The sequence below is a fragment of the Micropruina sp. genome (assembly GCF_047602385.1).
In the GTDB taxonomy this organism is placed as follows: Bacteria; Actinomycetota; Actinomycetes; order Propionibacteriales; family Propionibacteriaceae; genus Micropruina.
Genome location: NZ_JASGHL010000002.1, coordinates 888,133 through 910,294, shown reverse-complemented (window position 1 = coordinate 910,294; position 22,162 = coordinate 888,133). Strand labels below are relative to the sequence as shown.

The 22,162-nt window shown below is 70.5% G+C and carries 25 protein-coding genes and 1 pseudogene; 8 read left to right on the top strand and 18 right to left on the bottom strand.

The window, feature by feature from the left end:
• From QM711_RS09180 to QM711_RS09165, 4 genes are read left to right on the top strand one after another with little or no spacing between them, the layout of a single operon-like run.
• On the top strand, nt 1–825 hold the full coding sequence (locus QM711_RS09180) for an ABC transporter ATP-binding protein (RefSeq protein ID WP_415098506.1): 825 nt from the start codon (nt 1–3) through the stop codon (nt 823–825).
• On the top strand, nt 822–1,583 hold the full coding sequence (locus tag QM711_RS09175) for an SDR family NAD(P)-dependent oxidoreductase (protein ID WP_415098504.1): 762 nt from the start codon (nt 822–824) through the stop codon (nt 1,581–1,583). Before QM711_RS09180 ends, QM711_RS09175 begins: the two co-directional genes overlap by 4 nt.
• Complete coding sequence (locus QM711_RS09170) at nt 1,580–2,299, top strand: TSUP family transporter (protein ID WP_415098502.1); 720 nt, start codon at nt 1,580–1,582, stop codon at nt 2,297–2,299. The genes QM711_RS09175 and QM711_RS09170 overlap by 4 nt, the downstream gene beginning before the upstream one ends.
• 30 nt (nt 2,300–2,329) lie before the next feature.
• The gene (locus QM711_RS09165; RefSeq protein ID WP_415098500.1) at nt 2,330–3,745 is read left to right on the top strand and encodes a PLP-dependent aminotransferase family protein; all 1,416 of its coding nucleotides are present in this window, start codon (nt 2,330–2,332) and stop codon (nt 3,743–3,745) included.
• 19 nt (nt 3,746–3,764) lie between these two features.
• Here QM711_RS09165 and glgX read toward each other — a convergent pair whose 3' ends face one another.
• On the bottom strand, nt 3,765–5,471 hold the full coding sequence (gene glgX / locus QM711_RS09160; RefSeq protein ID WP_415098498.1) for a glycogen debranching protein GlgX: 1,707 nt from the start codon (nt 5,469–5,471) through the stop codon (nt 3,765–3,767).
• A gap of 253 nt (nt 5,472–5,724) precedes the next feature.
• Nucleotides 5,725–5,952: pseudogene (locus QM711_RS09155) on the bottom strand (glycogen debranching enzyme); the annotation flags it as partial.
• A 175-nt stretch (nt 5,953–6,127) separates the two neighbouring features.
• Here QM711_RS09155 and QM711_RS09150 point away from each other — a divergent pair.
• Entirely contained in the window at nt 6,128–6,535 is a 408-nt protein-coding gene (locus tag QM711_RS09150; RefSeq protein ID WP_415098496.1) for a low molecular weight phosphatase family protein, read from the top strand.
• Between the two features lies 1 nt (nt 6,536).
• Here the strand turns inward: QM711_RS09150 and QM711_RS09145 are convergent, their stop codons facing one another.
• The 4 genes from QM711_RS09145 to QM711_RS09130 are packed head-to-tail and all read right to left on the bottom strand — an operon-like array spanning nt 6,537 to nt 7,878.
• Nucleotides 6,537–6,728 carry a hypothetical protein gene (locus tag QM711_RS09145; RefSeq protein ID WP_415098494.1) on the bottom strand — a complete coding sequence of 64 codons (192 nt, stop codon included), beginning with the start codon at nt 6,726–6,728 and terminating at the stop codon, nt 6,537–6,539.
• A gap of 34 nt (nt 6,729–6,762) precedes the next feature.
• Nucleotides 6,763–7,164, bottom strand: a complete 402-nt coding sequence (locus tag QM711_RS09140) for a hypothetical protein (RefSeq protein ID WP_415098492.1) — start codon at nt 7,162–7,164, stop codon at nt 6,763–6,765.
• A 58-nt stretch (nt 7,165–7,222) separates the two neighbouring features.
• The gene (locus tag QM711_RS09135) at nt 7,223–7,570 is read right to left on the bottom strand and encodes a DMT family transporter (RefSeq protein WP_415098490.1); all 348 of its coding nucleotides are present in this window, start codon (nt 7,568–7,570) and stop codon (nt 7,223–7,225) included.
• Entirely contained in the window at nt 7,567–7,878 is a 312-nt protein-coding gene (locus QM711_RS09130) for a DMT family transporter (protein ID WP_415098488.1), read from the bottom strand. Before QM711_RS09130 ends, QM711_RS09135 begins: the two co-directional genes overlap by 4 nt.
• Before the next feature lie 94 nt (nt 7,879–7,972).
• Here QM711_RS09130 and QM711_RS09125 point away from each other — a divergent pair, with 94 nt between their 5' ends.
• The gene (locus tag QM711_RS09125; RefSeq protein WP_415098486.1) at nt 7,973–8,584 is read left to right on the top strand and encodes a TetR/AcrR family transcriptional regulator; all 612 of its coding nucleotides are present in this window, start codon (nt 7,973–7,975) and stop codon (nt 8,582–8,584) included.
• Here QM711_RS09125 and QM711_RS09120 read toward each other — a convergent pair.
• From QM711_RS09120 to QM711_RS09070, 11 genes are all read right to left on the bottom strand, one after another.
• Complete coding sequence (locus QM711_RS09120) at nt 8,577–9,356, bottom strand: Ig-like domain repeat protein (RefSeq protein WP_415098484.1); 780 nt, start codon at nt 9,354–9,356, stop codon at nt 8,577–8,579. The two genes, QM711_RS09125 and QM711_RS09120, sit on opposite strands and share 8 nt — an antisense overlap.
• 145 nt (nt 9,357–9,501) lie before the next feature.
• A complete protein-coding gene (locus QM711_RS09115; protein ID WP_415098482.1) occupies nt 9,502–10,080 on the bottom strand; it encodes a TIGR03086 family metal-binding protein in 579 nt (192 codons plus the stop codon).
• On the bottom strand, nt 10,077–10,553 hold the full coding sequence (locus QM711_RS09110; protein WP_415098480.1) for an SRPBCC domain-containing protein: 477 nt from the start codon (nt 10,551–10,553) through the stop codon (nt 10,077–10,079). Before QM711_RS09110 ends, QM711_RS09115 begins: the two co-directional genes overlap by 4 nt.
• Complete coding sequence (locus QM711_RS09105; RefSeq protein ID WP_415098478.1) at nt 10,550–10,897, bottom strand: ArsR/SmtB family transcription factor; 348 nt, start codon at nt 10,895–10,897, stop codon at nt 10,550–10,552. The genes QM711_RS09110 and QM711_RS09105 overlap by 4 nt, the downstream gene beginning before the upstream one ends.
• A gap of 80 nt (nt 10,898–10,977) precedes the next feature.
• A complete protein-coding gene (locus QM711_RS09100) occupies nt 10,978–13,422 on the bottom strand; it encodes an FtsX-like permease family protein (RefSeq protein ID WP_415098476.1) in 2,445 nt (814 codons plus the stop codon).
• Complete coding sequence (locus tag QM711_RS09095) at nt 13,422–14,174, bottom strand: ABC transporter ATP-binding protein (RefSeq protein WP_415098474.1); 753 nt, start codon at nt 14,172–14,174, stop codon at nt 13,422–13,424. The genes QM711_RS09100 and QM711_RS09095 overlap by 1 nt, the downstream gene beginning before the upstream one ends.
• 91 nt (nt 14,175–14,265) lie before the next feature.
• On the bottom strand, nt 14,266–14,886 hold the full coding sequence (locus QM711_RS09090) for a response regulator (protein ID WP_415098472.1): 621 nt from the start codon (nt 14,884–14,886) through the stop codon (nt 14,266–14,268).
• Complete coding sequence (locus tag QM711_RS09085; RefSeq protein ID WP_415098470.1) at nt 14,883–16,016, bottom strand: sensor histidine kinase; 1,134 nt, start codon at nt 16,014–16,016, stop codon at nt 14,883–14,885. The genes QM711_RS09090 and QM711_RS09085 overlap by 4 nt, the downstream gene beginning before the upstream one ends.
• Nucleotides 16,017–16,043: 27 nt before the next feature.
• Nucleotides 16,044–16,859 (bottom strand): ABC transporter permease, encoded by an 816-nt coding sequence (locus QM711_RS09080; protein WP_415098468.1) that lies wholly within the window; start codon nt 16,857–16,859, stop codon nt 16,044–16,046.
• A gap of 95 nt (nt 16,860–16,954) precedes the next feature.
• Nucleotides 16,955–17,818 carry an ABC transporter ATP-binding protein gene (locus tag QM711_RS09075; protein ID WP_415098466.1) on the bottom strand — a complete coding sequence of 288 codons (864 nt, stop codon included), beginning with the start codon at nt 17,816–17,818 and terminating at the stop codon, nt 16,955–16,957.
• A 79-nt stretch (nt 17,819–17,897) separates the two neighbouring features.
• Nucleotides 17,898–19,352 (bottom strand): DUF2252 domain-containing protein, encoded by a 1,455-nt coding sequence (locus tag QM711_RS09070; protein ID WP_415098464.1) that lies wholly within the window; start codon nt 19,350–19,352, stop codon nt 17,898–17,900.
• 118 nt (nt 19,353–19,470) lie between these two features.
• Here QM711_RS09070 and QM711_RS09065 point away from each other — a divergent pair, with 118 nt between their 5' ends.
• Together QM711_RS09065 and QM711_RS09060 are read left to right on the top strand one after the other, a co-directional pair.
• Complete coding sequence (locus QM711_RS09065; protein WP_415098462.1) at nt 19,471–20,376, top strand: AEC family transporter; 906 nt, start codon at nt 19,471–19,473, stop codon at nt 20,374–20,376.
• A gap of 90 nt (nt 20,377–20,466) precedes the next feature.
• The gene (locus QM711_RS09060) at nt 20,467–20,868 is read left to right on the top strand and encodes a hypothetical protein (protein WP_415098460.1); all 402 of its coding nucleotides are present in this window, start codon (nt 20,467–20,469) and stop codon (nt 20,866–20,868) included.
• Nucleotides 20,869–20,879: 11 nt separating this feature from the next.
• Here the strand turns inward: QM711_RS09060 and QM711_RS09055 are convergent, their stop codons facing one another.
• On the bottom strand, nt 20,880–22,127 hold the full coding sequence (locus QM711_RS09055) for a hypothetical protein (protein ID WP_415098458.1): 1,248 nt from the start codon (nt 22,125–22,127) through the stop codon (nt 20,880–20,882).
• Between the last annotated feature and the right edge of the window lie 35 nt (nt 22,128–22,162).

The window sequence follows — 22,162 nt, the reverse complement described above, 5'->3', positions numbered from 1 at the left end:
ATGACTGCAACCATGAGTTCCCCGGCCGGTGAAGCCGGCCTGGCCCAGCCCAAGATCGAGTTCGACAAGGTCACCAAGGTCTACCGGACCGACTCCGGGGACAAGGTGGTGGCGCTGGCCGAGACCAGCCTGACGGTGACCGAAGGCGAGTTCATCTGCATCGTCGGCCCGTCCGGCTGCGGCAAGAGCACGCTGATGCAGATGCTGGCCGGCTTCCACCATCCGACCAGCGGCCGGGTCCTGGTGGACGGCGTGGCGGTGACCAAACCGGACCGCAACCGGGGCGTAGTGTTCCAGCAGGCGAACCTGTACCCGTGGCTGACCACCCGGCAGAACGTCGAGCTCGGCCCGCGGCTGAGCGGCGTCGGACGCACCGAGCGCCGGCAGTGCGCGGAGTACTACCTGGACATGGTCGGGCTGGCCAAGTTCGCCGACCGCAAGCCCTACGAGCTGTCCGGCGGCATGCAGCAGCGGGCGCAGATCGCCCGGGTGCTGGCCAACGACCCCAAGATCATCCTGATGGACGAGCCGTTCGGCGCCCTGGACGCCCTGACCCGCGAGCGGATGCAGGTGGAACTGCTGCAGATCTGGCGGGAGCGCCGCAAGACGGTGATGTTCATCACCCACGATGTCGAGGAGGCGATCTTCCTCGGCAGCCGGGTGCTGGTGATGACCGCCCGCCCCGGCCGGGTACTGATGGACCTGCCGGTGCACCTGGCCGACGGCGTCCCGGGCCCCGACCTGCGCTCGCAGGCCAACTTCATCAATCTGCGCGACCAGGTCACCGACGCCATCTACCGGGCTCAGGACGGGGCGAGCAAGTGAGCGTTGCCGACGACGCCCCGGTGGCGGTGGTCACCGGGGCGAGCAGCGGGATCGGCGCGGCCTGCGCGATGGCGCTGGCTGAGGCCGGTTTCCAGGTGGTGCTCGGCGCTCGCCGGCTCGACCGGCTGGCCGAGGTGGCCGAGCGTTGCGGCGGACGGGCACTGCGACTGGACGTCACCGACCAGGCCTGTGTGGATGCCTTCGCGGCCGCCGTGCCGTCCTGCTCGGTGCTGGTCAACAACGCCGGCGGCGCCCTGGGCACCGATCCGGTGGCCGCCGCCAGCGTCGACGACTGGCGGTGGATGTACGACGTCAACGTGCTCGGCACGCTGCGGATGACCCGGGCCCTGCTGCCCGCCTTGATCGCCTCGGGCGACGGTCAGGTGATCACCATCGGTTCGATCGCGGCCCGCGAGCCGTATCGCGGCGGTGCCGGCTACAACGTGGCCAAGCACGGCGTCGCCGCGCTCACCCGGGTGCTGCGGATCGAGCTGCTCGGCCAGCCGGTCCGGGTCTGCGAGATCGACCCGGGCATGGTGCAGACCGAGTTCAGCCTGGTCCGGTTCCGGGGCGACGCGGACGCCGCGGACGCCGTCTACGCCGGGGTGGAGCCGCTCACCGCCCAGGACGTCGCCGAGACCGTCGCCTTCGTGGCCACCCGGCCGAGCCGGGTGAACTTCGACCAGATCGTGATGCTGGCGCGGGACCAGAGTTCGGCACAGGTGGTGCACCGCCGGCCGGAGGTCGCCGCGCGGTGATCCCGGCGCTGCTGGCCGCGGCGGCGGTGGCGGTGGCGGTGGCGATCCAGTTGGCCAGCGGATCCGGGTTCGGGCTGCTGGCGGCCCCGCTGCTGCTGCTGGTCGAACCGGACGCCGTGCCCGTCCCGCTGCTGCTGGTCACGGTGCCGGTGATGCTGGTCGCGGCCTGGCAGGATCGCGCCGGGCTGGCCGGCGGCTTCGAGCTGGGCCGGGTGGTGGTCGCGGCAGTGCCGGCGGCCGTGGTGACGGCGGCGGTGGCTCCGGCGGTGCTGGCTCCGGCCGCCGTGCTGATCCTCGGCGTCCTCGAGGTGGTGGTGGCGGTCGCGGCGCTGGCCGGCTGGCGACTTCCGGCGGTCCCCGTGGTTGCTCCGATCGCCGGGTTGGCGAGCGGCAGCTTGGCGGCGCTGGTCGCGACTCCCGGGCTGCCCGTCCTGGTCGTGTACCGCAACGCGAATCCGGTGGCCTACCGGGCCAACCTGGCCGTCTACTATCTGGGGATCACCGTGGCGTCGATCGGGTTGATCCTGGGGCTGCGCGGAATCGGCACCGACGCTCTGGTGGTCACCGCGCAATTGCTGCCGGGCGTGCTGGTGGGCTGGCCGCTGGGCGCCTGGCTCGGACGCCGGATGCCGGCGGGGCGGCTGCGACCGGTGGGACTCACCCTGGCAGTGGTGGCCGGTGCCGCGCTGATCGTCAAGGCGTCCGCGCAGCTGTGACCGCGGCCCGGTGACGGGAAGGGGACCGAGGTGGAGACCGGCGGAGCGCCGAAGCACGAATGGGTGCGCCAGATCCTGGAGCGCGAGCTCGCGGACGGCAGGTTTCCGCCGGCCCGCCCGCTGCCGCCCAGCCGCCGGCTCGCCGAGCGTTTCGAGGTGTCCCGGACGACCATCGACACCGCGCTGCAGCAGCTGGTGGCCCGCGGGCAGCTGGTCAGCCGGCCCCGGCGCGGCTTCTTCCCGGTCGCCGTGCCCCTCAGCGAGCCTGGGGATGACCAGCCGCCGCCCGCCCGGGTGGCCTGGGCGGACCATCTGGTGGCGCGCCCCGACCCGTGGGTCGACCGGGTCGTTCAGGTCCCTGACTACCGCAGATTCCCCTACCCGTTCCTGCCCGGCCAGCCCGAGCACGGATCCTTCCCGGTACGGGCCTGGCTCCGGGCGGCGGCCCGCGCGTTCGACGGCGACCAGGGCGGGCGGGCGACCCGGGACGCGGGGGACGGCGACGACTCCAGGCTGTGCAGGGCGATCCTCGAGGAGGTGCTGCTGCCCCGCGGCATCGCCGCCCGGCCCGACGAGGTGCTGATCACCAATGGCGCCCAGCAGGCGCTGACCCTGATCGCGCGGGTCCTGATCGGAACCGGGACCCGGGTCGGGATGGAGAACCCGGGTTACGTGGACGCCGCCCGGATCTTCCGCAACGCGGGCGCCGAGCTCTCCCTGCTCCCGGTCGGGCGACAGGGCGCGCGGCTGCCGGACCGGCCGGATTTCAGCCTGTTGTACCTGACCCCGAGCCATCAGCACCCGACGAACGTGACCATGCCGGCGCGGCGGCGGCAGGCGGTCGTCGACGCGGCGTCCGCCCATGACCTGATCGTGATCGAGGACGATTTCGACTCCGAGATCAGGTTCAAGGGCGAGCCCCAGCCACCGTTGCGGGCCCTGGACGGCAGCGGACGGGTGATTCATGTCGGTACCTTCTCGAAGGTGCTCGCCCCGGCCCTGCGACTCGGCTACGTGGTGGCGGACGCCGAACTCATCGCGCAGCTGCGGCACGCCCGCTATCTGAGCATCAAACATCCCTCGGGAGTGGAACAACGCACCCTGGCACTGTTCATCGCCTCGGGCGATTTCGCCCGCCAGGTGTCCCGGCAGCGCGCCGCGCTCCGCGCCAAATGGGAGGTCGCCGGCGAGGTGCTCGGCGCCGACTTCCCGTGGCCCGACCAGGTTCTGCCCACCGGCGGCGCCGGCCTGTGGCTGACCGGTCCACCCGGCTACGACACCACGGCCCTGTTCGAGCGGGCGCGGCGGCGCGGAGTGCTGTTCCAGCCGGGCGAGGGATTCTTCCTCGATGACCCGGCGCCCACCAATCAGCTCCGGCTCGGCCTGAGCGCGATTCCGCTGGACCGCGTCCGTCCCGGGTTGCAGCGGCTGATCGAGGTCATCTGAACGGATGCCGTCCGCGGTCTCAGCCCGGTGCGGCCTCGGGATCAGGCTCCTGCCCGGCCGCCTGACCGGCGAGCAGCGCCACCGAGGCCGCCGCGGACAGGTCCGGACGAGCCGGGGCGTCGGTGTGCTCGACCAGCACCACGGTGCTGCGGGCCTCGACGCGGATGGTCGAGTCGGCGGGCAGCGGATGCTCGGCGGGGGCGTCGGCCGCGGTGTCGATCACCACGTCCCAGGCGGCGCCGAAGTCCTCGCCGGGCAGCCGCACCTCGGCCGGCTCGTGGCCGCCGTTGAAGTACAGGATGAAGTCGTCGTCGTGGATCGGGTGGCCGGTGGCGTCCACCCCGGCGATGGCGTCGCCGTTGAGGAACATGCCCAGCACCCGTAACCCGTTGTCCCAGTCGCCTTCGGCCATCGGCCGGCCGTCGGGGTGCCACCAGACGATGTCGTCGAGGTGCGCGTCCGCCGCCTTGCCGGTGAAGAACCGCTTGCGCCGGAAGGTGGGATGCTCCGCCCGCAGCTTCGACAAGGTGGCGGTGAACTCCAGCAGCGGCGCGTCGGCGGCATTCCAATGCACCCAGGAGATGTCGGAGTCCTGGGCGTAGCCGTTGTTGACGCCACGCTGGGTGCGGCCGATCTCGTCACCGTGCAAGATCATCGGGACGCCCTGGCTGAGCAGCAGGGTCGCCATCAGGTTGCGCTGCGAACGGGCCCGGGCCGAGAGGATCTCCGGATCGGTGGTCGGGCCCTCGACCCCGTGGTTCCAGGACCGGTTGTGCGATTCGCCGTCGTTGTTGCCTTCGCCGTTGGCCTCGTTGTGCTTCTCGTTGTACGACACCAGGTCGCGCAGGGTGAAGCCGTCGTGGGCGGTGACGAAGTTGATGCTGGCGAACGGACGCCGTCCGCTCTGCTCATACAGGTCGGCGCTGCCGGACAGCCGGGCGGCGAACTCGCCCAGCGTCGGTTCGCCCCGCCAGAAGTCCCGCACCGAGTCGCGGTACTTGCCGTTCCACTCGCTCCACTGCGGCGGGAAGTTGCCCACCTGGTAGCCGCCCGGGCCGACGTCCCAGGGTTCGGCGATCAGCTTCACCTGGCTGACCACCGGGTCCTGCTGGACGAGCTCGAAGAAGGCGGCCAGCCGGTTCACGTCGTAGAAGTCCCGGGCCAGCGCCGAGGCCAGGTCGAAGCGGAAGCCGTCCACGTGCATCTCGAGCACCCAGTAGCGCAGCGAATCCATGATCAGCTGCAGCGAATGCGGATTGCCCACATTCAGCGAGTTCCCGGTGCCGGTGTAGTCCATGTAGTACTTCTTCTGGTCGTCGACCAGGCGGTAGTACGACGGGTTGTCGATGCCCTTCATGCTCAGCGTCGGGCCGAGCTGGTTGCCCTCGGCGGTGTGGTTGTAGACCACGTCGAGGATCACCTCGATGCCGGCGGCGTGCAGGCTCTTCACCATCGCCTTGAACTCCTGCACCTGGGCGCCGGCCTCGCGCTGGGACGCGTACTCGGCCTGCGGCGCGAAGAAGGCGATGGTGTTGTAGCCCCAGTAGTTGCGCAGGCCGCGCTCGAGCAGATGCGAGTCCTGGACGAACTGATGCACCGGCATCAACTCGATCGCGGTCACGCCGAGCCGTTGCAGGTGGGCGATCACCGCCGGATGGGCGACCCCGGCATAGCTGCCGCGCATCTCTTCGGGGACGCCCGGGTGCAGCTGGGTGAGTCCCTTCACGTGCGCCTCGTAGATCAGGCTTCTCGTTGTAGGGGACGTTCAGCGTGCGGTCGCCGGTCCAGTCGAAGAACGGGTTGACCACCACGCCGAGCATCATCTGCGTGGCCGAGTCCTCGTCGTTGCGCGAGTCCTCGTCGCCGAAGTCGTAGCCGAACAACGGTTGGCCCCATTCGATGGCGCCGTCGGTGGCCTTCGCATACGGGTCGAGCAGCAGCTTGTTGGGGTTGCAGCGCAGCCCGTTGGCCGGGTCGTACGGGCCGTGGACGCGGTAGCCGTAGCGTTGCCCGGGATCCACCTGCGGCAGGTAGCAGTGCCAGACCTTGGCGTCCACCTCGGTGAGCTCGATCCGGGTCTCGTTGCGCTGCTCGTCGAACAGGCAGAGCTCGACGCGTTCGGCGACCTCACTGTAGATGGCGAAATTGGTGCCGGAACCGTCGAAGGTGGCGCCGAGCGGATAGGGCGAACCGGGCCAAACAGGCACGTGTCTCCTTGGGTCGAAGGACGATCGGACGCGGCGCGCCTCCCGGCCGGTCTACCACGCGTCGCGGCTCGCGGTCACATTGAGAGAGCCGCCGGCCACCCGCCGAATGGTGTTCACACCGTTGTAACCTCCGGCTGCGATAGTCCGAGGTGCTCCACCGACAAGGAGGTTCTGGATGGCCGTCCGCTCAGTTCTGTTCGTGTGCACCCACAACGCCGGACGCTCGCAGATGGCCGCCGGCTATCTGACCCACCTCAGCGGTGGCACCATCGAGGTTTCCTCGGCAGGCACCGCACCGGCCGATGCGCTCAACCCGGCGGTCGTCGCGGCGATGCTCGAAGAGGCGATCGACCTGCGCGACGAAGAGCCACGTGCGGTCAGCTCCGAACTGCTGCGCGAGGCCGACCTGGTCATCTCGTTGGGTGCCGACCTGCGCGGTCTGGGCGGCGAACTGAGCTACTCCGAGTGGGACCTGCCCGAATCCACCGGGCTGCGGCTCGAGGCCGTCCGACCCATCCGCGATGCCATCAAGGCCCGGGTGATCGCGCTGCTGAGTGAACTGAACGCACCGGTGGCGGCCTGAGCTAGAACAGCACCACGCCGGCCCGCGCGACCCGGAAGCCGTGGCCGGTGCTGGTGTTCGCGCAGGTCACACCGACTGTCTCGCTACGGCACAGGTAGCGGCCGTGCTTCAGTGCCCGGCCGTAGGGCAGCGTTGCGAGGGTCTGTCCGTCGAAGCTCACGAACGGGAATCCGGTGTTCTTGTGCCAGGCCACCCGCTGCTCGCCACGCACTGGCCAGGCCGAGGGGTCACCGCTGGCAGAAGTACCTGCTACCGGCTGAGGTCACCTCGATGCCGGTGACGTCGAGTCCCTCGCCGGGACAGGCCTGTTCCGAGTCCGGGATCTTGCCCTGGAAGTCGCCGAATGGGAAGTGGCACAGCGCGATGCTCGCCTGCAGGCCGCACCAGATCCGTCCCGACGGGGTCGCGAAGTCCGCGACCTCGTAGCGGGCCACATCGATCGCGCCGGCCACCGACGGTGTCGAGGCCGCCGGCGTGCCCGGCTCGGACGACCCTGGACCCGGGCGCGGGGCGTCGGCGGGGGACGTCACCGGCGTGGGTGATCCGCTGGGGGTGGCCGGCGGCACCGGTGGCCGCAGACATCCGGCGAGGCCGGCGACGAGGAGCAGAACCAGAACCGAGCGGCGCATCGGGGCTACCTTCCAGCAGGGTAGACCGCATCCTGCCACGGGTCGGAGCGGCTGCGGGTCAGCCGTCGCCGGTCTTGCCGGCGCCGACCAGTTTGAGCCCGATCATCGCCGCGACCAGTCCGGTCAACAACAGCACCCGAACCGGTCCGAGCGGATCGCCGAAGGCCAGCGCTCCGATCACCACGGTGCCGACGGCGCCGATGCCCGTCCAGATCGCGTAGGCCAGGCCGAGTGGGATCGTCTTGATCGCCTTCGCCAGGCACTCGAAGCCGGCGACTGCGCAGGCCAGGAACACCCAGAGGAATCGCGAGTCCTGTTGCTCGAGCTTGAGCGCCGTGGTCATCCCGATCTCGAAGGCGCCGGCGATCATCAGCCACAGCCAGCCGTTCATCGGCCGCACCTTCATCCCAGCACCTTCAGCCCGATGATCATCGCCACCACGGCACCGAGCAGGGCGAGTTGGGCGGGCTGCAGTCGTTCGCCGAACGCCCACGCCCCGACGAGTACGGTGCCGACCGCGCCGATCCCGGTCCAGACCGCGTACGCGGTGCCGAGCGGAACGGTCTCCATCGCCTGCGACAGCAGGGTGAAGCTGATCCCCGCGCAGACCAGGAACGGCACGATGAACCATTTGCTGCGTTCCTCGAGCTTGAGGCAGGTGGTGAAGCCGACCTCGAAGGCACCGGCCGCCACCAGGGTGATCCAGGGATCCATCGCGAGCTCCTATTCCGCACGGACGTGCTGAATAGCTTTGTAGCACGAGTGTGCGAGTTGCGGCAAGTTCGCACGGCTGTGCTACAACTGCGGCATGCCCCGGATGGTGAACCACGGACAGCGGCGCGACGAACTGGTCGACGCCGCCTGGCAGCTGATCGCCGAGGACGGCCTGGCCGGGGTCACGATCCGCCGGCTGGCCGAGCGCAGCGGCTGGTCGAGCGGGGCGGTCCGGCACTACCTGCCGACCAGGGAGGCGATCCTGGACGCCGCGGCGCAGCGGGTCGGCACGGTGATCGAGGAGCGCGTCCGATCGGTCGACGCCACGGCAGCACCACTGGACGCGCTGGCCGGTGTGCTGGCCGCCGTGCTGCCGACCGACGAACGGAGCCGCCGGGCGTCCGAGGTGTGGCTGGCGTTCGTCGGTCAGGCGATCAGCGACCGGGCGATCGCCGATGCCCAGGGCATCCTCTACCGCGACCTGAACCGGCTGCTGGTCGAGTTGCTCACCGCGCTGGCGGCGATCGGGCACCGGGTGGACGGTGGCGCGACCGCCGCGGCCGCTGAACTGCAGGCGCTGGTCGACGGGCTCACCGTGCACGTGCTGCTCGGCCGGGTCGAGGTCGCGGCGGCCGAGGCGACGCTGCGGGCGGCGGTGAATCGCCTGGTGAAACCGGGTTTCACCGCCGCCCGTCGGCCTACTTGACGGTGATCTTGTAGGCCTTCGAGCTCGCGTTGACCCTGCTGGTGCCGGCGTACTGGACGGTCAGGGTGTGCTTGCCCTTCTTCAGCTTCGGCAACTTCAGCGACAGAACGCCCTTGTGCTTGCTGGCCAGGGTGCCCTTGGCGATGGTCTTGGTGCCGTCCAGGATGCTCACCGCTCCGGTCGGCCGCGAGCTGTCGGCAGTGCTCACCGTCACCTTCGCGGTTCCTTTGGACGACTTCTTCTTGGTCTTGGAATTGAACGAAGCCTTGGTCGCCGAACTGAACCTGACCACGGTGAAGTGGACGTACTTGGAGGCCAGGCTGCCACCGTCGTTGCCGGCCAGCAGCCGCACCCAGTACGCGGTGCCGTCCGGGTTGGGTTCCAGTGTCTTCGGCACGGTGAGCTTCACCGAGAACGAGCCGGACGCGTTGGGCAGGTTCGCCGCCTTCGTGGTGGTCACCGTGCCGCTGGCGTCCACCGTCGCGTCGGGCTTGCCGGAGGTGAACGCCAGGGCGCCGTCGTTGAGCTTGTAGGAGAGGAAACCTCCGGTCGGACGCGGATCGAACCCGGTGCCGGTGAGGATGATCGTGCCGCCGGGGGTCACCGTGGCCTTGGCGATGGCCAGCGTGCCGTTGCCGGCCTCGGGCCGCGGCGCTGCCTGTGCGCTCGGTTGGGCCAGCAGGCCGCCGCCGAGCAGCGCCACCGCCGCCGCGGTCGCGATCAGCCGGATCGACCGTCTGCCGGCCTGCGGCCGGGTCACGTTCTGTGTCATCTCACTCCTCGTTCGCCATCCCCAGCACCGAGTCCGGCTGGAAACTTAGGCAAGCCTAACAATCAACCGCTGATCGTGCGACAACGTCCGGGAACGTCGTCGGCACCGGCCAGCCGGTTCGCCCGGGCGCGGCCCTGCCGGGTTCTCAGTCCGGGCCCGGACGCCAGCGCGGATCGCGTCCGATGAAGGCGATCAGCCGCTGCTGCGCGGACGCCTCCGCCGGCACGTCCTGCTGGTCGCCGAACTGCCCGGAGCTGCGGATCACCTCGCTCAGCTGCTCCATCCCGGCCAGCAGCTCGGCGCAGACGGCTTCGTCCAGGGTGTCGTCGAGCCCGGCCGAGCGGGCCAGATCCCAGGTGTGCATGAAGATGTCGGTGGTGTAGAAGCGGTCGATCGCCTCGGCCACGGAGAGTTCGCCGAACATCCGGCTGCGGTAGCTGCCGCCGGCGGTGGCCGGGTCGTCGAGCAGGGCCTGGATGTCGGCGCGGCGGGCGTCCCAGGCGCCGGCCGGGTCGGCGTCCGGGACACCGGCCAGGGCGATGCCGGTGCCGGCTTCCAGGAAGCCGGGGAACCAGTCGATCAGGTGGGCCACCACGTCCCGGGCGGCCCACTCCTTGACCGGAGTGGGCGCGTCCCAGTCGGTGACGCCGGCCACCACCTCGGCGAAGCGGGCCGCGTAGCGGCGGTGGCGCTCGGCTTCGCCGCTCATCTCTGCACGGCTCATCGGGCCAGCAGTGCGTCGAGCTTGGCGTAGCCGTCGTTGACCCCGACCTCCATGCCCGAGGCGAGCCAGGCGTCCCGGCCCTCGAAGCTGTCGGTCAGCGAGGCGGCGTGCAGCCGCGTCCAGCCGTCGCCGAGGTCGGTCGCGGTCATCGTCTCCAGGGCGACGCCCTCAGGCATGCCCTCCCAGGTGAAGGTCTGCACGATCCGGTTCTCGCCGATCTCGTGGAAGCAGCCACGGAAGGCCTGGACGTCTTCGTCGGTGCTGTCGGTGTAGCGCCAGCTGCCGCCGGTGCGGGCGTCCCAGTGGTCGATTGCGATGGTCCGGTAATTGGGGCCGACCCACTGGGTGAACAGCTCCGGGTCGACGTGGGCGCGGATCACCTGGGCTGGGGTGGCGTGGAAGTCGCGGGTGATGTGGATCACCGGGACGACCGGGTCGGCCTCGATGGTGGCGGTGGTGATGTGCTCGGTCATGATGGGTTCCCTTCTTCGGGTGTGGTCTCGGTGAGTGAGGCCAGGACGTCGTCCAGGCGCGAGTAACGCTGCTCGGCCAGGTCGGCGAAGTGCCCGACCCAGTCGGTGAGCCGGCGCAGAGCGTCCGCCTCGAGATGGACGAGCCGGCGCTGGGCCTGTGGGCGCTTGCTGACCAGCCCGGCGGCCGCCAACACGTTCAGGTGCTTGGAGATCGCCTGGATGGTCATGTCGTACGGGGCGGCCAACTCGCCGACCGTCGCGTCCCCGATCGCCAGCCGGGCGACCAGGTCGCGCCGGGTGGGATCGGACAGGGCCGCGAAGGCCGCATCGAGCTGATCCGTCATGGGCTTCTCTCTTCAACCGTTTGGTTGAATAAACCGTACGGCGGTGGCTTGACGTTGTCAACCGTTCGGTTGAACAAGCCTCAGATGTCGGCCAGGGCTTCGGTCGGGGACGCCTTCGCGGCCCGGCGTCCGGGCAGCACGGAGGCCAGCGCGGCGGCCAGGATGGCGATCGCCACCATGCCCAGGGTGAGCGGCAGATCGACGACCAGCCGGACGTCTGCGGCGACCTGCTTGGCCAGTGCGGTGGCACCCAGCCAGCCGAAGTAGATGCCGGAGACGACCCCGACGGCGACGCCGACCACGGCCAGCAGCAGGGCTTCGATCAGCAGCATCAGCCGTAGTGAACGGGCCTGCAGGCCGAGTGCTCGCATCAGTGCCGACTCACGGGTGCGCTCCAGCACCGACAACCCGAGGGTGTTGCTCACCCCGATCAGCGCGATCAGTACCGCGACGCCGAGCAGTGCGGTGGTGATGGCCAGCAGCACGTTGAGCACGGATTCCATCGCGACCGCCTCGATGATCGCCCCGGTCACCTCGTACTGCTCGCCGTTGGTCAGCTCCGAAACCGCGGTGGCGGCGGCCACGGCGTCGGCCCGGTTCGGCACCGACAGCCACAGCATGGCGTCCGGGACCACGGAGCCGAGCCGATTGAGGTTCGCCGGGGACACCATCGCCTGGCCGAGCGGCACGATCGGCGATTTCACCACCTTCAGCCGCAGGCTGCCGGTGTGGCCCTTCAGCCCGACCTGCTGGCCGTCCTTCAACTCGTTCCAGTTGTCCGAGACGTAGATCTGGTCGTCGGCGATCACGGCCGGCGCGTCGGCCGCGACCGTGGCGGCGTCCGGACCGTAGCCGAGCACGGTCATTCCCTGGTAGGAGTCGTCGGCAGCACCGGTGAGGTCGGCGGATGCGGACGGCAGCGCCGCCGCGCCGTCCACCCCGGAGACCCGCCGCAGCTGACCGACCAGCTCGCCGGGCAACGACTTGGTGGCGCCCCAGGTGCTGACCGAGATGTCCACCGGACGCTGCCGGTCGATCTGGTCGAGCATGGTGGCGCGGGCACTCGCCGTGCCGACCTGCAGGGTGACGATCAGCCCGACCGCCAGCATCAGCGCGGTCGCCGTGGTGGACGCCCGCCGCGGATTCCGGACGGCATTCTGCGCCGCCAGCCGCGGGGTGACCCCAAAGCCGCGCACGAGCAGACCAACCAGCCGCAGCAGACCGGGCACGAACAGCGGGGCACCGAACAGCACGCCGATCGCCACCAGCGCACTCCCCGCGATCGCGATCTGCAGCGCGGCGCTGGTGCTCAGGCCGAACACCCCGGCGGCGACGCCGCCCACCACCAGCAGCCCGCAGAGCACGCCGCGGACGATGCCCGCCCGGCGCTTCTCGTCGGACGCCGGCTCGGGCTGCAGCGCCTCCAACGGCCGCACCCGGGTGCCGCGCAGCACCGGCAGCACCGCGGCCAGCACGGTGATCGCGACGCCCACGCCGAAGGCGACCGAGAGGTCGGCACCGGGAAGGGCCAGCCCCCAGTACAGCGAGCCGGTCAGCGACGACCCGATCGCCGCCAGTCCGGCACCGGCGAGCAGGCCGAGCACCGAGCCGATCACGCCCAGGGCGAGTGCTTCGAGCAGGTAGCGCCGCCGGATCTGGGCGCCGCTCGCGCCGACCGCGCGGAGCAGCCCGATCTGCCGGCGGCGCTGCGCCAGCAGGATGGTGAAGGTGTTGGCGATGGTGATCATGCCGACGACTGCGGCGATCGCCGCGAACGCCCAGAGCAGATTGCGGAAGGCGTCGAACTCACCGGTCAGCTTCTTCAGCGACTCGGCGCGCATCTGCTCCGCCGGTTGCACCTGCACGTCGGAGACTTTGCCGAGCGCGGCGCTGACGGTCTGGGCCAGGGCGGCCGGGTCGGTGCCGGGTGAGGCCTTGATGATCCAGGTTTCGGCGTTCTGAGCCGGGTCGTCGCCCGAGGCGGCGAAGGTGGCCGGCGCGACGTAGCCGGTCTGCAGGAACAGCGACTTCGGCTCGTCGGTGAGCCCGACCACGGTGAAGGTGACGTCGGTGGAGCCGGTCTCCAGCCGATCGCCGATCCGCGCCTGCAAGCCCTTGGCGGCGTCCCGGCTCAGCGCCAGCTCACCAGCGGTCTGCGGCCAGCGTCCCTCGGTGACCCGGGACCAGCGCAGCGGCTCGGACGGCAACACGATCAGCCCGGTCAACGCCGTCGCGCGGCCGTTGCGCAGCGTGGTGGTCATGCTCAGGCTGGGTTCGGCGGCCTGGGACCCGCGGATGCCGGTCAGGGCTTTGGCCACCGCGGCGCGGTCGGCGTCCGGGCCGAGGGTGACCACCACGTCCGCGGTCGAGATCGGCAGCGACTGGAGGCGCTGCAAGCCGTTGGTCTCGGTGGCGACCAGGATCGACGAGCCGGCCATGAAGGCCACGCTGATCGCGATGGCGATCACCGTGGCGACGAAGCGGGAGGGGTGGAACCGCAACTCCCGCAGCACTTGCCGCAGCATCAGGCACCCAGCTTCCGCATGGCGTCCAGCACCGTGTCGGAGGTGGGGGCGTCCAGATCGTCGACGATCCGGCCGTCGGAGAGGATGACCGCCCGGTCGGCGTAGCCGGCGGCGTTCGGGTCGTGGGTGACCATCACGATGGTCTGGCCCAGCTCGCGGCTGGCCGAGCGCAGATGGTCCAGCAGTTCGTGGCCGGTGCGCGAGTCGAGCGCACCGGTCGGTTCGTCGGCGAACAGCACCTGCGGTTTGGTGATCAGTGCACGGGCGATCGCGACCCGCTGCTGCTGGCCGCCGGACAGCTGGGACGGCAGGTGACCGAGCCGGTCGGTGAGCTTCAGCGAGGCCACGATCGCGTCGAACTCGGACGCCTCGACCCGGCGTCCGGCCAGGTCGAGCGGCAGCAGGATGTTCTCCTTGGCGGTCAGCGTCGGCAGCAGGTTGAACGCCTGGAAGACGAAACCGACCGAGTCGCGGCGCAGCTGGGTGAGCCGCCGGTCGTCCAGGCCGGTGATCTCGGTGCCGCCCAGCCAGATCTGCCCGGACGTCGAGGCGTCCAGCCCGGCCAGGCAGTGCATCAGCGTCGACTTGCCCGATCCGGACGGCCCCATGATCGCGGTGAACGACCCGCGGCGCAGCGCCAGATCGACGCCGGCCAAGGCGTGCACCTGGGCGTCGCCGGTGCCGTAGGTCTTGGTCAGGCCCACGGCGCGGGCAATGACATCCGTAGTGGGAGCGGGCAAAGTCGCGGTCATGCGGCAACCCTAGGTGTCAGCTGTGAGCCGCCGAATGGCGACCGGACGAATATCGGGGTAGTGCTGGCACTACCGTCCGCTCGGTGCGGGGTCAGATCCAGCCGTTGTCCAGCGCGGTGCGGATCGCCTCGGCGCGGTTGCGGGCGCCGAGCTTGCCGATCGCCGCGCTCAGATAGTTCCGCACGGTGCCCTCGGAGAGGAAGACGGCGGCGGCGATCTCGGCGGTGGCGGCGCCACCGATGCTGGCCGCCAGTACCTGCGCCTCGCGTTCGGTCAGCGGCGACGCCCCTAGGCTCAGGCTCGCCGCGGCCAGTTCGGGGTCGACCTGCCGCAGGCCCTGGCTGACCCGGCGGATGCCCTCCAGCAGCCGCTCGATCGGGGCATCCTTCACCATGAAGCCGAGCGCGCCCGCCTCCAGCGCGCGGCGCAGGTAGCCGGGACGACCGAAGGTGGTCACCACCAGCACCCGGACGCCGGGCGCGGCGGCCAGCAGCGGACCGATGGCGTCCAGGCCATCCTCACCAGGCAGTCCGCCGGTGGGCATCTGGACGTCGAGCAGCACCACGTCCGGGCGGGTGGCCGCCGCCTCGGAGACGGCCGTCGCGCAGGTGCCGGCCTGCCCGACCACGTCGAGGTCGTCCTCCAGGCCGAGGGTGGTGGCCAGCGCCGTCCGGATCATCTCCTGGTCGTCGGCGAGCAGTACGCGGATCATCGGGCTCCTTCGGGTGTCCGGACGGCGAGTCGCACACTCAGCACCGTGCCGTTGGACGAGGCCCGCACATCGAAGGTGCCGCCGGCCTGCTCGACCCGGCTGCGCAGGCCGGCCAACCCGCTGCCGTCGCGCGCACCGGTGAATCCGCGACCGTCGTCGGTGACCGTGACGTGCCCGGCGTCCGCCTCGATCGTGCAGCTGGTTGCCCGCGAGTGCCGGACGACGTTCGTCACCGCCTCACGCACCGCATAGCCGAGCAACTCGCTGTCGGCGTCGCCGATCACCGGCAGCGCGACCGGTGCCCGGCACTCGATGCCGGCCGCGGTCAGCACCGAGCGGGCGGCGGCGATCTCGGACGCCAGCCGCACCTCGCGCATCCCGGCGGCGGTCGCTCGGACGTCCTTGAGAGACTGCCGGGCGATGGCGGCGATCTCACCGATCTGGACGGCGGTCGCATCGGGATCGCGGGAGGCGAGCCGCTGCGCCAGGTCGGCCTTGACCGCGATCGTGGTCAGCGAGTGGCCCAGGATGTCGTGCAGGTCGCGTCCGATCCGCTCCCGTTCGGCGGCGACGGCCAGTACCGCGGTGCGTTCTTCGGCCTTCCGCAGCGCCGCGCGGGCGGCGTCGTAGCGGATGCCGATGCCCACGGTCAGAGCGATCGCCAGGCCCATCAGCACCATCACCACGCCGAACAGGTCACCCCGGAGCAGTGAGAACCCGATGCCGATCACCGTCGTGGCGATCACCACGATCAGCGCGTGCCGCCAGGCGATCAGCGTCACCGCGGCGCAGGTGACGAACGGCGCGAAGTAGAGCGGCCGCGACTCGGGGAAGACACCCAGCACCAGGATTGCGCCGATCAGGCCGGCCAGCCACAGCCAGCGGCCGTACTCGGGCCAGTGCATCACCAGGGTGCTGCCGATGAAGAAGGCGACGATGGCCAGGCAGTTCAATGTCACCAGCGTGACCAAGGCAGGCCCGGCGTCCCAGGCGTAGGCGATCGGGATGAAGGCGAACACGCAGCTGGGCAGGATGTAGCCGGCGCCCTGGGCGAACGCCCGCCGGTACCAGGGCAGGTCGCAGGCCCCGGGGACGAGGCCCGGGGCCTGCAGGCCGGTCTGGTCAGTCATGAGCTCATGTGTGGTCGCGGGACGGGGTCAACGCCGCGAGATGCGGACGGCCCGACGGTAGCCGAGTGCGCCGACGCCGACCAGCACCGCCAGCCAGACCACCAGCACGAGCACGCCCTGCCAGGGGAAGTCGCCGCCGACCAGCGGCCAAGCCCCGATCTGGCTGGCCCAGTAGGACGGCAGCAGCCGCCCGACCGCCTGCATCGCGCTCGGCATCAGTTCCAGCGGAAACCACAATCCGCCGAGCATGGCCAGCGCCATCATGGTCAGGGTGGTCACCGCGGTCGCCGTTTGCGGCTTGAACCACAGCGCGATGACCAGGCCGAAGACGATCATCGGCAGCAGTGCGGCGAGGATCAGGCCGAGGGACGCCGCCCAGCTGCCGGCGTCCAGCCGGACGCCGCGGGCAGCACCGGCCAGGAAGACCATGCCGATCGCCGGGACCAGCACAGCCACGGCGGCGCTGACCTTCGCCAGCACGAACTGGGCGGGGGTGAGCGAGGTCACCATCAGCTGCCGGAACCAGCCCGAGGAGCGTTCCGACTGGATCTGCGAGCCGGCGTTCATCGCGGCCCCCAGACCGCCGTAGGTGGCCATCATCACCATCATCACCGCGGCGACCTCGACCCCGGAGGCGGTGCCTTGGCCGCCGTACACACCTGAGAAGAACAGGTAGATCGTCGTCGGCATCGCGATGATGAAGCCGAGGAAGGCCCAGTCGCGCACCTGGATGAGGATGCTCTGGGCGGTGTAGTGCAGGAAGCGCTGCGCCGCACCGGAGCCTCGGGTGTCGCGGGCCGAAGTCCCGGGCGTGTGAGCGATGTCGGTAGTGAGGGTGGTCATGGTGTGTCCTTCAAGGGTTGAGTCGGTCGAGCTTGTCGAGACCCGTGCTGACCAGGGGGCGCGACAGGCTCAACCAGCGGTGTGGGCGGCATTGCTCACGAAACCAGTGAGACGAAGGCGTCCTCGAGGCTGGGAGAGCTGACCTCGACGTCGGCGACGGACGGGTCGGCGAGCAGCGCCCGCAGGGTGGCGTCGGAATCGGTGCTGATCAGCAGGGTGCGCGCACCGTGGCGCTCCTGAGCGGCGACCCCGGGCAGTCCGGCGTAGTCACCGGCCGGTCCGGTGAAGCCGATCCGGCGTCCACCGACGACCGCCTTGATCTGGCTGCCGGTGCCGTCGGCGACGATGCGGCCGTCGTTGAGCACCACGATCCGGTCGGCGAACTCGTCCGCCTCGTCGAGGTAGTGGGTGGCGAAGACGACGGTCCGGCCCTCGGCGGTGAGGGTCTGCATCGTCGCCCAGAAGGCGCGACGGGCGTCCACGTCCATGCCGACGGTCGGCTCGTCCAGGATCAGCAGCCTCGGGTCGGCCATCATCGCCAGCGCGAACCGGACGCGCTGCGCCTGCCCGCCGGAGAGCTTGTTGGTGTTGCTCTTCAGGATCGAGGTCAGGTCGGCGCGCTCGATCACCTCGTCCAGCGGCAGCGGGTGGGCGTACAGGCCGTGCATCAGGGTGAGCAGCCGGCGCACCGGCACGTCCCAGAGCAGGACGCCGTTCTGCAGCATGGCACCGACGTCGCCGCGGCGCATCGCTCTGATCGGATCGGCACCGAAGACCGCGACGGTGCCGGCGTCCGGCTTTGTCAGGCCCAGCACCATCTCGGTGGTGGTCGACTTGCCGGCGCCGTTGGGCCCGAGCAGGGCCATGATCTGACCGGCCGGCACGGCGAGGTCGAGCCCGTCGACCGCGGTCAGCCCGCCGTAGGTCTTGGTGAGTCCGGTGAGGGTGATTGCGTCCATGGCTCAACGGTGCCGCGTGCCGTCCGTTTCGCTCAGAGGGCGCTGTCACCGGTTGGCGATGACAGCTGTCACAGGCTCCTCAGCCGCCGGGACGGAAGGCCGAGCCCATCGCGGCCAGGGCGCCGTCGGCGACCGGGATCCGGCCGTCCCGGGCTGCCTTCACCAGGGCGGCGTGGTCGGCCTCGGTCTGGTCGGCGTAGAGCCGGGCGAACCGCGAGAACGCCTTCGCGGCCTTCTCGCCGCCGCCGAGGTAGCCGGCGATCATCGACGCCCCGGAGGTCCGCGCGTGGCCCTTGGCCAGCAGGTGGCCGACGATGCCGGCGTAGTCGGCCAGCGCGGTCGCGGTCAGGCCGTCCAGCGGCACCGTGCCCTTCATGTTGCGGAACTGCCGGACGTAATACTGTCGCCCGTCCACCTCCGTCCAGCCCAGCAGCGGATCCGACACGGTCTGCAGTGCCTGCTGGTACTCGACCACCCGCTGGCCCTGGTGGGCGTGCCAGGCGTTGTCGCCGTGGACGAACCGGGCCAGCACCGAGCGTCGTGCCTGCTTGAGCTGCAGGAACAGCACGTCGTCCGGTGAACTGCCCTCCAGCAAGGCCACATACGCGCGCAGGCCGACCGAGCCGACGCCGACCACCTTGTGCGCGATGTCGACCAGGGTGTAGCCGGCGACCACCCGCCGCCAGTGCGGGGCCAGGGTCTCCAGGTAGGCGTCCAGTCCCTCGGCCAACTGGTCGTACTCCTCGCCGCGCACCGACCGGATCAGCGGCAGCTCCTCGACGATCCGGCGCTCGCCGCCGGCCGTGGAATCGGTGAACCGGGGCAGCGCCCGGTCCGAGGTGCGCTTGCGGGCGATCTTCCCGGCCCGCCTGATCTCGTCGCGCAGGTCCTTCTCGGTGGCCGTCTCGTGCAGTCGTTCGATGTCCAGCCGGTTGTACGAGCGGGCCATCAGCGGCATGGTCGCCAGCAGCGCCACCTCGTCGCGATAGGCGAGCACGCAGGCCCGGACGGCGTCGGCGATGGCGTCCTCGGCGTAGCCGTTCTCGCGTCCGGCCACCCAGACCGCGGCGGCCAGCCGGCGCAGGTCCCACTCCCAGGCGCCCGGATGCGCCTCGTCGAAATCGTTCAGGTCGATCACCTGCTCGCCCTCGGGCGAGCGGTAGAAGCCGAAATTGCCCAGGTGCGAATCGCCGCAGATCACCGGCATGATCCCGGTGATCGGCAACGCGGCCAGGTCGGACGCCATCACCACCGCGGTGCCGCGGTAGAACCCGTACGGCGACGACACCATCCGGCCCACCCGGATCGGGATCAGTTCCTTGATCCGGCCGTGGTGGGACGCGTTGATCAGCTCGATCGGGTCCGGACGCGCCTGGGTCGCGTTCCACACCCCGAGCGCCGAGATCGGCACCTTCTCGCGTAGCGAGCGGCCCAGCGCGAAACGCTCGTCGCGGGTGGTGCCGCGTTGCCGGACCGACGCGAACGCGCTGCTGTCGGTGCTGGCCAGGACGGTGTGGCTGGTGTGCTGCGACATCGCCGCTCCTCTCGGACGCCGAAAAGCCTAGTGGCCTCGCCGTCCGCTTGTCGTCACGCGGGTGCCCGTTCGGTGGTTGCCGCCGGCTCTGGGCCGGCGATGATGAAACGATCGAGCGGTGGCGATTCTCACTGCCTTGATCGAGGTGATCCTGCCGGTGGTGCTGGTCGCACTGGCGGGAGTCGCCCTCGCCCGGGCCTTTCGGCTCGACATGGACACCGTCGGCAAGATCAATCTGTACGGGCTGACCCCGGCCCTGGCCTTCGACAGCGTGATGAAGACCGAGGTGTCCTCGGGGCAGGCGGTACAACTCGTCGGGGGCTATCTGCTGGTCACCGCGCTCGCCGGGCTGGTCGCGCTCGCCGGGGCCTGGGGACGAGATGGTGCGACCCGGCGCGCCATGATCGCCAGCGTGGTGATCGGCAACAACGGCAACTTCGGGCTGCCGATCGCGCTGCTCGCACTGGGCCGCACCGGACTGGACCAGGCGGTGGTGATCTTCGTCACCTCGCTGGTGGTCATGTACACCGTCGGCCCGGCCCTGCTCGGTTCGCACGGCGGCCTGCGCGACGCGGCACTGACGGTGGCGAAACTGCCGGTGACCTGGGCGCTGCTGGCCGGACTGATCGTCCGGTCGAGCGGCTGGGTGCTGCCGGTGGGGATCGGCCGGGGCATCGAGTTGCTGGCCCAGGCCGCGATTCCGATGGTGCTGATCGCCCTGGGCCTGCAACTCGGCCAGCGCTCCAGCCTGCGGTTGTCCGCGCCGGTGCTGCTCGCGTCGGCGATCCGGGTGGTCGCCGTCCCGATGCTCGCCGTCGGGGTCGCGCTGCTGCTGCACCTGGACGGGCCCGAACTGAGCAGCCTGATCCTGGCCTGCGCGATGCCGACCGCGGTGAATGCGTTCATGCTGGCCCGCGAATACGGCTCGAACCCCGAACTGGTGGCCAGCGTGGTGGCGCTCTCGACGCTGGCCAGTCTCGGGACGATCGCGGTGGTGGTTGCGCTGCTGCCGGGTCTGGCCTGAGCCTTCGGTTCAGCGGTCGGCGCGGGAGGCAGGTGGACCGAAAAGAACCGTCCCCGGCGTACCGCGGTGCCGGTGCCCGATACTGGGCCGGTGAGCGTGGCGAGACAGGCAAGGCTGTGGCAGTGGGCTGCGGTGGCCTACACCGTGCTGGCTTCGGCCTTCTTTGCGCTGATGCCGCTGATCGCGGTGCCGGCCCGAGGCGAGGTGGCCTGGGTGGCGCCGTACACCCTGTTGGGCTGGCTGGTGTTCCCGCCGCTGCTGATCCCGGTCGCACTGACCCTGGTGCCGCTGCTGGTCCGGCGTCGCCGGGTGCTGATCGCCTGGATCTGCACCGGCGCGCTCGGTGTGCTGTGCCTGCTGCTGATCCTGTCCTGGGGCCTGCTGTTGGTACCCGCCGCACTGTTCGGGGCGGTCGGAGCCCATCTGACGGCGCGAGCACCGATCGAGGACGAGGAGATCGACGAGACCCCGTGGCAGGTGCCCGGCTCCTGAGTCCCGCGGGGTCAGGGCGAGAGCACCACCATCCGGGTTGGCTGGCCGCCGACCCGCAGGGAGTAGACGCCACCGAGCAGGTCGGCGGAGAAGGTGAGCACCTTCCCGGACTGTGGCACCGATAGGTGCACACTGCCGGCACCGAAGGCGAGATCGGGCATGATCGCCACCGCAGTGGTCTCGTCCAGGTCCTTGGACACCTTCGGCATCACCCGGCGCTCCCGGATCAGCTGACCGGTGTTGCCGTCTCGTAGCTGCAGGTAGCCCTGGTGGGTGAGTACGTAGAGCCGCTTGCCGTCGGGCGAGCTGTCCACCCGTAGCACGGTGCGCTGGTGACCACGGCGTCCGATCGGCAACTCGGTGATCGTCGGCACGCCGAGGGTGGTGTCGATCCGCTGCACTGTGGTCAGGGCGCCACCGGTGCTGCCCCAGAGCACCCCGTCGGTGCCGGCCACCATCACCGCGGTGCGGCGCTCGCCCGGGTAGGCCACGAAGGCCTGCTCACCGCCGGAGGACGGGTCGGCCGGCACCACCCGCAGCCCGTTGGCGCAGGAGAAGACGACACGGCTGCCGTCGGAGGTGAGGATGCCACCGTGCAGCGCCGGGCAGCTGCCGGTCCCGGTGGAAATGACCCTGCCGGACGCGATCTCGACGACCCGGCCGGTGCCGCGGATGTTGCCGACGTGCAGCAGCTCCGCACCGTTGGCGGCCTTGGCGACGACCAGGCTGTAGTGGCCGGGGGCGCCGAGATCGGTGGTGCCGGCACGGGGATCCTCGAAGCCGGTCAGCTTCTTCGGGTCGAACCACTGCAGGACGCCCTGCGATTCGAGCGCGATCCCGATCTTCCCGGACGCCTCCGGGAGTCGGGCGTGGTTGACCCCGCCGGGCGACTGGGTGACCCAGGTGCGGGCCACGTAGGGCGGCCGGGCCTCGGCATGTTCGGCGTCGTAGGCGGTGTCGATGATGCTGACGTGATGCCGGTCGGCGGCGCGACCGCGCAGGGCGAAGGCCAGGGTGCCGTCGGCCGAGCGGGCCAGGCTGATCGGCGCCTCGGGCGTCGAGATCCGGTCTGTCACCCGGCCGTCGTCGACCACCACGATCTCGCCGGTGTCGGAGTCACTGACCAGCAGTCGCTGGTGAACGTGCCGGGCCTCGCCGACCGGGTCGGGCGTGCCATGGGCGGGGGCGAGCGGCGGCGGTGCGGCGACGACCAGACCGGCGGTGAGCGCGGCAGCGGCGAGGGAGCGAAGAAGTCTCATGTAAGAAGACTACGAGAATCATTCTCGTTCACCTC

Bases quoted from the DNA above. Each gene is read 5' to 3' on its own strand.
- QM711_RS09180 (WP_415098506.1), top strand. From the start codon at position 1: ATGACTGCAACCATGAGTTCCCCGGCCGGTGAAGCCGGCCTGGCCCAG.
- QM711_RS09150 (WP_415098496.1), top strand. From the start codon at position 6,128: ATGGCCGTCCGCTCAGTTCTGTTCGTGTGCACCCACAACGCCGGACGC.
- QM711_RS09140 (WP_415098492.1), bottom strand. From the start codon at position 7,164: ATGCGCCGCTCGGTTCTGGTTCTGCTCCTCGTCGCCGGCCTCGCCGGA.
- QM711_RS09135 (WP_415098490.1), bottom strand. From the start codon at position 7,570: ATGAAGGTGCGGCCGATGAACGGCTGGCTGTGGCTGATGATCGCCGGC.
- QM711_RS09130 (WP_415098488.1), bottom strand. From the start codon at position 7,878: ATGGATCCCTGGATCACCCTGGTGGCGGCCGGTGCCTTCGAGGTCGGC.
- QM711_RS09125 (WP_415098486.1), top strand. From the start codon at position 7,973: ATGCCCCGGATGGTGAACCACGGACAGCGGCGCGACGAACTGGTCGAC.
- QM711_RS09120 (WP_415098484.1), bottom strand. From the start codon at position 9,356: ATGACACAGAACGTGACCCGGCCGCAGGCCGGCAGACGGTCGATCCGG.
- QM711_RS09115 (WP_415098482.1), bottom strand. From the start codon at position 10,080: ATGAGCCGTGCAGAGATGAGCGGCGAAGCCGAGCGCCACCGCCGCTAC.
- QM711_RS09110 (WP_415098480.1), bottom strand. From the start codon at position 10,553: ATGACCGAGCACATCACCACCGCCACCATCGAGGCCGACCCGGTCGTC.
- QM711_RS09105 (WP_415098478.1), bottom strand. From the start codon at position 10,897: ATGACGGATCAGCTCGATGCGGCCTTCGCGGCCCTGTCCGATCCCACC.
- QM711_RS09100 (WP_415098476.1), bottom strand. From the start codon at position 13,422: ATGCTGCGGCAAGTGCTGCGGGAGTTGCGGTTCCACCCCTCCCGCTTC.
- QM711_RS09095 (WP_415098474.1), bottom strand. From the start codon at position 14,174: ATGACCGCGACTTTGCCCGCTCCCACTACGGATGTCATTGCCCGCGCC.
- QM711_RS09090 (WP_415098472.1), bottom strand. From the start codon at position 14,886: ATGATCCGCGTACTGCTCGCCGACGACCAGGAGATGATCCGGACGGCG.
- QM711_RS09085 (WP_415098470.1), bottom strand. From the start codon at position 16,016: ATGACTGACCAGACCGGCCTGCAGGCCCCGGGCCTCGTCCCCGGGGCC.
- QM711_RS09080 (WP_415098468.1), bottom strand. From the start codon at position 16,859: ATGACCACCCTCACTACCGACATCGCTCACACGCCCGGGACTTCGGCC.
- QM711_RS09075 (WP_415098466.1), bottom strand. From the start codon at position 17,818: ATGGACGCAATCACCCTCACCGGACTCACCAAGACCTACGGCGGGCTG.
- QM711_RS09070 (WP_415098464.1), bottom strand. From the start codon at position 19,352: ATGTCGCAGCACACCAGCCACACCGTCCTGGCCAGCACCGACAGCAGC.
- QM711_RS09055 (WP_415098458.1), bottom strand. From the start codon at position 22,127: ATGAGACTTCTTCGCTCCCTCGCCGCTGCCGCGCTCACCGCCGGTCTG.